Annotated in this window: 8 protein-coding genes; 4 read left to right on the top strand and 4 right to left on the bottom strand. The window is 69.3% G+C overall.

Translation table 11 applies throughout. The features are described 5' to 3' along the window. Positions 1-164: 164 nt before the first annotated feature. Positions 165-1,526 (bottom strand): DUF222 domain-containing protein, encoded by a 1,362-nt coding sequence (locus tag RMO30_RS05790; protein ID WP_309710651.1) that lies wholly within the window; start codon positions 1,524-1,526, stop codon positions 165-167. Between the two features lie 111 nt (positions 1,527-1,637). After that, complete coding sequence (locus RMO30_RS05795) at positions 1,638-2,402, bottom strand: lysophospholipid acyltransferase family protein (RefSeq protein ID WP_309710654.1); 765 nt, start codon at positions 2,400-2,402, stop codon at positions 1,638-1,640. An 80-nt stretch (positions 2,403-2,482) separates the two neighbouring features. Between RMO30_RS05795 and RMO30_RS05800 the strand changes: the two genes are divergently transcribed. Beyond that, on the top strand, positions 2,483-3,037 hold the full coding sequence (locus tag RMO30_RS05800; protein WP_309710656.1) for a hypothetical protein: 555 nt from the start codon (positions 2,483-2,485) through the stop codon (positions 3,035-3,037). A 4-nt stretch (positions 3,038-3,041) separates the two neighbouring features. Here the strand turns inward: RMO30_RS05800 and RMO30_RS05805 are convergent, their stop codons facing one another. Further along, positions 3,042-3,914 (bottom strand): PHP domain-containing protein, encoded by an 873-nt coding sequence (locus RMO30_RS05805; RefSeq protein WP_309710659.1) that lies wholly within the window; start codon positions 3,912-3,914, stop codon positions 3,042-3,044. 25 nt (positions 3,915-3,939) lie between these two features. On the opposite strand from RMO30_RS05805, the gene RMO30_RS05810 reads away from it, so the two are divergent. Further along, positions 3,940-4,959, top strand: a complete 1,020-nt coding sequence (locus RMO30_RS05810) for an endonuclease/exonuclease/phosphatase family protein (protein ID WP_309710665.1) — start codon at positions 3,940-3,942, stop codon at positions 4,957-4,959. A 31-nt stretch (positions 4,960-4,990) separates the two neighbouring features. Beyond that, positions 4,991-6,481 (top strand): aminopeptidase P family protein, encoded by a 1,491-nt coding sequence (locus tag RMO30_RS05815; protein WP_309710667.1) that lies wholly within the window; start codon positions 4,991-4,993, stop codon positions 6,479-6,481. A gap of 7 nt (positions 6,482-6,488) precedes the next feature. On the opposite strand, the gene RMO30_RS05820 is transcribed toward RMO30_RS05815, so the two are convergent. Further along, entirely contained in the window at positions 6,489-6,986 is a 498-nt protein-coding gene (locus RMO30_RS05820; RefSeq protein ID WP_309710671.1) for a general stress protein, read from the bottom strand. Positions 6,987-7,145: 159 nt separating this feature from the next. Between RMO30_RS05820 and RMO30_RS05825 the strand changes: the two genes are divergently transcribed. Continuing rightward, positions 7,146-7,750, top strand: a 605-nt coding sequence (locus RMO30_RS05825; protein WP_309710673.1) for a PRC-barrel domain-containing protein, incomplete at its 3' end; no start/stop codon positions are given.

Raw genomic sequence — 7,750 nt, forward strand, 5'->3', positions numbered from 1 at the left:
CCTCACCAGGGGCGCGGCCGAGCAGTCGATGCAGAGCGGTGAAGGGCATGGGCCATGCTCCCAGTTCAAACGGCCAGCTTGCGAGCGTGCTCGCTCGTGCAGTTCGGGTTTGTCCGTGATTCTTTCCGGCAGCGTCGCCACCCACCGGCCTGAACCCGCCTAGTTCACGCGGTCGCGCGCAGGCGGCTCCGACCGACCGCACGCCAGATCTGATCCGGATCGATCCATCGCGGGGCGAGCAGTTCGGGTTGGCCCCTGCTCATCCGCATTCGGTATTCGCCGCGATGCAACAGATGGTGATGGTACGGACAGAGCAGGGTGCCGTTGTCGATATCGGTGGGGCCGCCCTCCGATACCGGGATCACGTGGTGGGCGTGAGTCCACGAGGGTGGCGACGTGCACTGGGGCCAGACGCAGCCGCCGTCTCGGACGGCCAAGGATCTTCGCTGGGCGGCGGTGAAGTAGCGCTTCCGTTCGCCTTGCCAGAGCGGTTCGCCTTTGCTGCCGGTGATGTGCAGGCGGTAGCCGGCGTCGCAGGCGAGCTGCTGGGCCGTCGCGGCAGAGATCGCCTCGTCGACGTCGTCGAGGAAGGCGTGACCGACCCCTGACACGAGGGCATCGAGCGACACGGTGACGTTGACCGTCGCGATCGAGTGCAGCGATCCGGTGAACTGGGCGTCGGCGCGGATGCCGGCCTGCAGCAGCCCGATGAATGCGTCGAACGACTTCTGCGGTCGTGTGCGGCGGTCTTCGCCGAAGACGCCCAGCCCTTCGCAGTCGACGTCGGGGTCGCCCTCGGCGACGAACCGCGGTTGCCGATACGGCGAGGTACGTTCGCTGGCCGCCGCGCGCAACACTGCGGCGGAACTCGGGTCGGCCCAGCCGTGGAACGGGGTCATGCCGTCGACCTCGCGACCGAGGCGGAACTCCCGGCGGGCCCGTAGCTCGTCTTCGCGAGGCTCGGCTCCATCGGGGTCGAGTGCCTCGCGCCACAACCGAGCCTGCACCGCGACCAGATCCGCGGCATCCGTTTCGGCTGCGGCGACGAGGTGCTCTTCGGCAGCGTCGAGGTCGATCGGTGACGCATGTGCCGCCGCCTGGCCGAGCGCGCGGGTGATCGCCCACGCCGCATCCACCCCGATCCGCCCACGCTCGACAGCCGCGCCGGCGATCGCGAACTGCGGGGGCAGCGGCGAGCCGTCGATCGCGCACCGCGGCGCCAGCACCGACCCGAGTTGCGCGCGCCGGGCCGCCTCTCGCGCCGACACCCGGGCGATGCGCTCCAGAAGTTGGGCCGCGGTGCGGCAGCCGTGACGTCGCGCGAGGGCAGCCTCGCCGAGTTCGGGGCGGGACCGTCGCGCGAGGTCGGCCGCGCTCGCGACCCGCATCGCGTCGATCAGCCGACCTGCTTCTTCGACCACGGCCGCCCGCTCGCAGGACTCTTCATCGGTGAGCCCGCGCGCATCCGAACGCACGGCGTCGCGCAACATCGCGATCACCGCATCCAGCTCGGGGACTTCCGTCATGAGAACACTCTGACACCACCCACCGACATCGCCTTTTCCCTGATCAGAATGGCATTTGCCTGTGGAAAACTCTACCTCGAGGACGCTGTGGAGGACACGTCGACCAGCCGCCTAATCCGCTGAATCCTCGGTGCGACGTGACCCGCGCTGCTCGTGCTCGACGTCGGCGACGCTGGGCGCCGTGCCGCCCCGCCGGACCGGCTGCCACCACTGACCGGTGCCGTCGATGGGGTAGATGTCCTGCAGTTCGTCGGCCAGCTGCTGAAGAGTCAGGCGGAGGGCATCCGAAGCGTCATGGATGTCGGCGCCGGCACCGACCTCCACGGGCGTGCCGATCTTGACGTAGACCGGCACCCCGACGCGGTCGCGAACCTTGCTCTTTGCCCCCTTGGTCAGGATGCGATGCGCACCCCAGACGGCGACCGGGATCAGTGGCACTCCGGCGGCCTGGGCGAGCCGCACTGCCCCCGCCTTCAGCAGTTGCACCTCGAAACTGCGGCTCACCGTCCCCTCGGGGAACACGCCGACCAGCTCGCCGTCACGCAGAGCGGTGACGGCCTCGTCGTAGGCGTGCGACCCTGCGGCCCGGTCGACCGGGATGTGCTTCATGTTGCGCATCAGGGCACCGAGCGGCCAGCCCTTGAACGCCCCCTTCTTCGCCATGAAGCGGATGCGGCGGCGATTCGCCAACCACGTCACCCACTCGACGATCGCGAACTCCAGGTACCCGAAGTGGGTGACCGCGATCACGGCTCCCCCGTCGATCGGAAGGTTCTCACGGCCGGCGACCCGCAGTTTGACCCGCAGCGTTCCGAACAGCAGGCGACCGATGCCGATCGCCCCGGTGTACACAGGTTCGTTGCGATAGCGACGCATGATTCGAGGGTAGGCCGTCAACCCTGGACTCGGTGCTGCACGTCGTGGGAGCGTAGACACCGACGCGGAAGGACCTTCCCATGCGCACCACCGTTTCCCTTGCCCTCTCGGCTGGCGCACTGCTCCTGCTCGTGGGGTGCACCACGCCCGGGGGCGGGACCGAGCCAGACCCAGCGCCATCCGCCGACGCTCCATGCATCGTCGGCACCTGGCAGCTGGATGTCGCCGACTACGCCGCACAGTCGGAGGAGTTCGTGCTCGAACTCGGCCTACCGATCGCCGACTTCGCCATGACCGGCGCGGGCGAGATCACTTTCACCGCCGATGGGCTCGTCGCCACCGACATCGATCTGACGATCACCGGCACGATCGTCGCCGGCGACACCCAGGTGCCGCTCAACCAGCGTTCGGCGTACTCCGGGTCGGGCGACTGGGCGACCGGAACCGACCCCGACACGATCGATCTGTCGAATTGGGCGAACCTCCCCGACCCGTCGGTCCCGGTCGACCCCGCCGCACCGCCGGTGCCGGCGATCGACTACACCGACATCCCGACCGTCACGGCTCCGTGTACCGAGAGCGATCTCGTGTTGCAGGGGCCCGACGCGCCGCTCTCGGCGCTCTGGCACCGCTAAGAGGTCAGCCCTCGAACGGGCTCGACCCGGTACCGAGTTCAACGATGCGCGCGTAGTTCTCAGGCGTCGTGGTGTTTTCGGCGAGCACGTTGGGCTTGCCCAGCCCGTGGTAGTCGCTCGACCCGGTGACGATCAGCCCGTACCGTTCCGCGACATCCGACCACCGTTCGCGTGACGAAGGGGCGTTATCGCGGTGGCCGATCTCGACCCCGGCGAGGCCGGCATCCACCATCGTTTTGATGCGCTTCTCGCTGAACACCCGGTCAGGTCCGCGGCCTCCGGGATGGGCGAGCACCGGCACCCCGCCGGCTGCGACGATCAGTTCGACGCCGGTCAGCGGCTTCGGCGCCAGGTGCGGCCGGTAGTAGCCGCCGCGCCAATGCAGGATGCTCTGAAACGCCGCGCTTCGGTCGGCGACATGCCCGCGGTGCACGAGCGCGTCGGCGATATGCGGGCGGCCGATGGTCGAGCCGGGCTGGGCCTGAGCCAGCACGTCGTCCCACTCCAGCGCGTAGTCGACGGCGATGCGCTGCACCATCGCCTCGGCGCGGTGCAGTCGTTCGGCGCGGATCCGCTCGGTCTCGGCGAGCAGTCCGGGGTGCGCGGGATCGATCAGGTAGGCGAGCAGGTGAACGCTCGCCCCGTCAAGCTGCGTGGAGAGCTCCATCCCGGGGAGAATCGTGATCCCCGTTCCCCGCGCGGCCTCAAACGCCGGAACCCAGCCGGCCGTCGAGTCGTGGTCGGTGATCGCGAGAACCCCGAGCCCTGCGGCGACACCTGCTGCGACGAGCTCGGCCGGCGACTCGGTGCCGTCAGAGACGCGGCTATGCGCGTGCAGGTCGATGGGCTCTCGCGGGTCTTGAACGGCCGGGCACACCCCGTCATCGTAGGCTCGACGGGCCATGTTCCGCCGAGCGCTCTCCGCCGCCGTCATCGTCCTGCTGGGCGCGGCGCTCCTCCTTGCCGCGTGGCCGCAGCTGCTCGGCATCCAACGCGAGGTCGGCGTCGTGCAGGTGACGACAATGCGCGGGATGCTCGCCGCGGTCGCCGTGCTCTGCGCCGTGCTCTTCACTCTCATCGCTCTGGTCTCGACGAGCGTTCGGCAGTTCGCGGGCGCGATCGCCCTGTTGCTGCTGTTGTTCGCCGGCATCCAGTTCGCGGTGCTCACGACCCGCGGCGCCGGCGATCTCGCGTTCCAGACGAAGGCGCCCGGCGACCTCACGGTGCTCGCCTGGAACACCCTCGGCGATGCGCCCGACGTGCAGACCACGGTCGACCTGATCGTCGCCGAGGACGCCGACATCGTCGTGCTTCCCGAGACGAGCGAAGAGTACGCAAGCCTGGTGCAGACCGGGGTGGGCGCCGCAGGCATCGGGATGCAGCTCATTCCGCTGTCGTACGACCAGGTCTCGAAGGCCCGCTCGACGATGGTGCTCATCTCCTATCGGCTCGGCGAGTACGCCCGCGACGACTCTCGGGGCGGCACCGACACCCTGCCGTCCGTGCTCGCGGTTCCCGTCGACGGCACCGGGCCGACGATCGTGGGTGCGCATCCCGTCGCCCCGGTGCCGGGCGAGATGGCCGGGTGGCGTCAAGGTCTTGACTGGCTGGCCGCGCGCTGCGCCGGCGACAACGTCATCGTTGCGGGCGACCTGAACTCGACGCTCGACCACTACACCGGGCTCGACGCCGCATCCGACGAGAGCGGCGGGCTCGGCGGATGCCGCGACGGCGCCCGGGTGACCGGCAACGCCGCGGTGGGCAGCTGGCCGACCGAGATCCCCACCCTGCTCGGGGCCCCGATCGACCACGTCATGGCCACCGAGAACTGGGAGTTCGTGGGCTTCCGGGTGGTTGGGTCGCACGACGGGTACGGCAGCGACCACCGGCCAGTAGTTGCTCAGTTGCGCCCGGCGGGCTGACGCGACGGTGCAGCCTGAGTGACAATGGAGCATGGCCGACACGTCCACTCCCCGAGTCACCGCGAACCGGTCCGCGCTGCCGACGACTCCGGAGTTCCGCAGCTACATTTCGTCGGACTGGGCCGAGCATCCTCATCTGACGCCGTCGCCCCGCATCGCCGCCTCGTACGCCGCCGCCCGCCGGCAGCGCATCTCGGCCCAGTACCTCGGCATGCGGCTCATCGTGCCGGCCGGCCCCGCCCGGGTGCGCTCGAACGACACGGATCACCCCTACCGGGCACACTCGGCGTTCTCCTACCTCACCGGGTGGGGGTCGGATGCCGTGCCCGACTCGGTGCTGGTCTTCGAGCCGACCGCCGACGGCCCCAACGGCCCAGGTCACGACGCGACCCTCTACTTTCTCGCCGCCGCCGGGCGTGACACGACCGAGTTCTACGCCAACCCCGGGATCGGCGAGTTCTGGACCGGACCGCGCCCGTCGCTCGTCCACGTCGCCGCCGACCTCGCCCTCTCGACGCGCGACCTCGCCGACCTTGACGCGGTACTGGATGCCATGGATGCCTCCACCCTCGTCGTGCGCGACGCCGATGCTGGGCTCACCGATCAGATCGACGGCCGCCGGCTGCTCGCCGCGGTCGACGCCGACTCGGTCGACGACGCGGCCGATACCGCGTTTGCGAGCGACCTCTCCGAGTTGCGGTTCGTGAAAGACGACTGGGAACTCGACGAGATGCGCGCGGCGATCGAGGCGACGAAGCGCGGCTTCGACGAGATCATCGCCGACCTCCCGGCCGCGATCGCGACGGAGCGCGGCGAGCGCGTCATCGAGGGCACCTTCAACCGGCGGGCGCGCATCGACGGCAACACGGTCGGCTACGACACGATCGCCGCGAGCGGCCCACACGCCTGTTACCTGCACTGGACCCGCAACGACGGCCCGGTCGTTCCGGGCGACCTGCTGCTCGTCGACGCGGGTGTCGAACTCGACAGCCTGTACACCGCCGACATCACCCGCACCCTTCCGGTGAACGGACGCTTCAGCGACATCCAGCGCCGTGTGTACGACGCCGTGCTCGAAGCGGCGGATGCCGCGCGGGCGATCGTGAAGCCGGGAATCCGGTTCCGCGAGGTGCACGCCGAGGCGATGCGGGTCGTCGCTGAGAAGACCGCCGAATGGGGGCTGCTGCCCGGCACCGCCGAGGAGTCGCTCGACACCGGCCAGTGGCACCGCCGGTACATGATCCACGGCACCTCCCACCACCTCGGGCTCGACGTTCACGACTGCGCGAAGGCCCGTCGCGAGCTCTACCTCGACGGCGTGCTTGAGCCGGGCATGGTGTTCACGATCGAACCGGGGCTGTACTTCCAGGCCGACGACCTCACCGTGCCCGAAGAGTTCCGCGGCATCGGGGTGCGCATCGAAGACAACATCGTCGTCACCGCCGACGGATGCGAGCTGCTCTCCGGCGACATCCCACGCACAGCCGACGACGTCGAGGCCTGGATGCGCGCGCTCGCTTGAGAGGGAGCTACTCCGAGGGCGCGGGGCGCGCGAGCACGTCCTGCGCCTTCGCGAGGTGCTCCCCGGCGACCAGCACCTGGTAGTTCGTCGCAAGCACCTGGGTCTGCGAGTCGAAGTCGCGGCTGCGCCGAGCGATTCCGTAGGAGATCAGGCGGAAGAACATCCCCGCCACGGCGCCGATGATCAGTGCCGCCAGGAAGAACCCCCAGTTGATCGTCGGCGAGAAGAACGACAGCAGCACGCCCACGAAGAGGCCGAACCACGCGCCGCTCAGCGCACCCTCGAGGGCGGCACGGTTCCATGACAGCTTGCGAGTGACCCGCTCGACGGTCTTCAGGTCGTTGCCGATGATCGACAGGTCGGCGACGGTGAAATCGCCTTTCGCGAGGCGGTCGACGACCGACTGCGCCTCGGCGTAAGTCTCGTAGGTGCCGAGTACGTCGCCCTTCGGCACGCGCTGCTGGAAAGGTCCGCCGCTTCGGCCGAAAGCTCCTGGGTTGCTCACGCCGTCAGTATCTCAGCTTCACGCTGGCTTGTGCTCAACGCCCCCTCGGCGCACCCCTTGGGATTCGTGTGAACTGGCGGCCCCGGGCGGCCGCGACCGCCAATTCGCACGAATCGTCGGGTTCGCGAGATGGGCAGGACGCCCGAGTAGGGTTTCACCGTGAGCGCGACGCGGGTCTTCGTCGCCCGGCTGGCCGGGTGCTCCGTCTTCGACCCCGCAGGCGACAAGGTCGGCAAGGCCCGGGATGTCGTCGTCGTGTACCGCAAGACCGAGTCGCCCCGGGTTGTCGGCATCATCGTCGAGATCCCGGGCAAGCGCCGCGTCTTCCTCAGCATCGGCCGGGTGACGAGTATCGGCTCCGGTCAGATCATCACGACCGGCCTGATCAACCTTCGTCGCTTCGAACAGCGTGGCGGTGAGGTGCGGGTGATCGCCGAGCTGCTCGGCCGCAAGGTCGCCATTCGCGACGGCTCGGGCGACGCGACGATCGAAGATGTCGCGATCGAGGATGCCGCCCCCGGTGAGTGGGAGGTCGGCGACCTCTTCCTGCGTCGGCCGCGCACGGCATCCCCCTTCTCGAAGGGTGCGACGACTTTCGCCACCTGGGATCAGGTACGCGAGAACACCGCCCCCGGTGAATCGCAGTCCGCCGAACAGCTCGTCGCCACCTACTCCGACCTGCTGCCCGCCGACCTCGCGAGCACACTGCTCGACCTGCCCGAGGGGCGTCGGCTCGAGGTCGCCGAGGAGCTGTCAGACGACCG

It is taken from the genome of Pseudolysinimonas sp., assembly GCF_031389465.1.
Taxonomy (GTDB): Bacteria; Actinomycetota; Actinomycetes; order Actinomycetales; family Microbacteriaceae; genus Pseudolysinimonas_A.

Coding starts and splice junctions, on each gene's coding strand:
- RMO30_RS05815 (WP_309710667.1), top strand. CDS start 4,991: ATGGCCGACACGTCCACTCCCCGAGTCACCGCGAACCGGTCCGCGCTG.
- RMO30_RS05810 (WP_309710665.1), top strand. CDS start 3,940: ATGTTCCGCCGAGCGCTCTCCGCCGCCGTCATCGTCCTGCTGGGCGCG.
- RMO30_RS05790 (WP_309710651.1), bottom strand. CDS start 1,526: ATGACGGAAGTCCCCGAGCTGGATGCGGTGATCGCGATGTTGCGCGAC.
- RMO30_RS05795 (WP_309710654.1), bottom strand. CDS start 2,402: ATGCGTCGCTATCGCAACGAACCTGTGTACACCGGGGCGATCGGCATC.
- RMO30_RS05800 (WP_309710656.1), top strand. CDS start 2,483: ATGCGCACCACCGTTTCCCTTGCCCTCTCGGCTGGCGCACTGCTCCTG.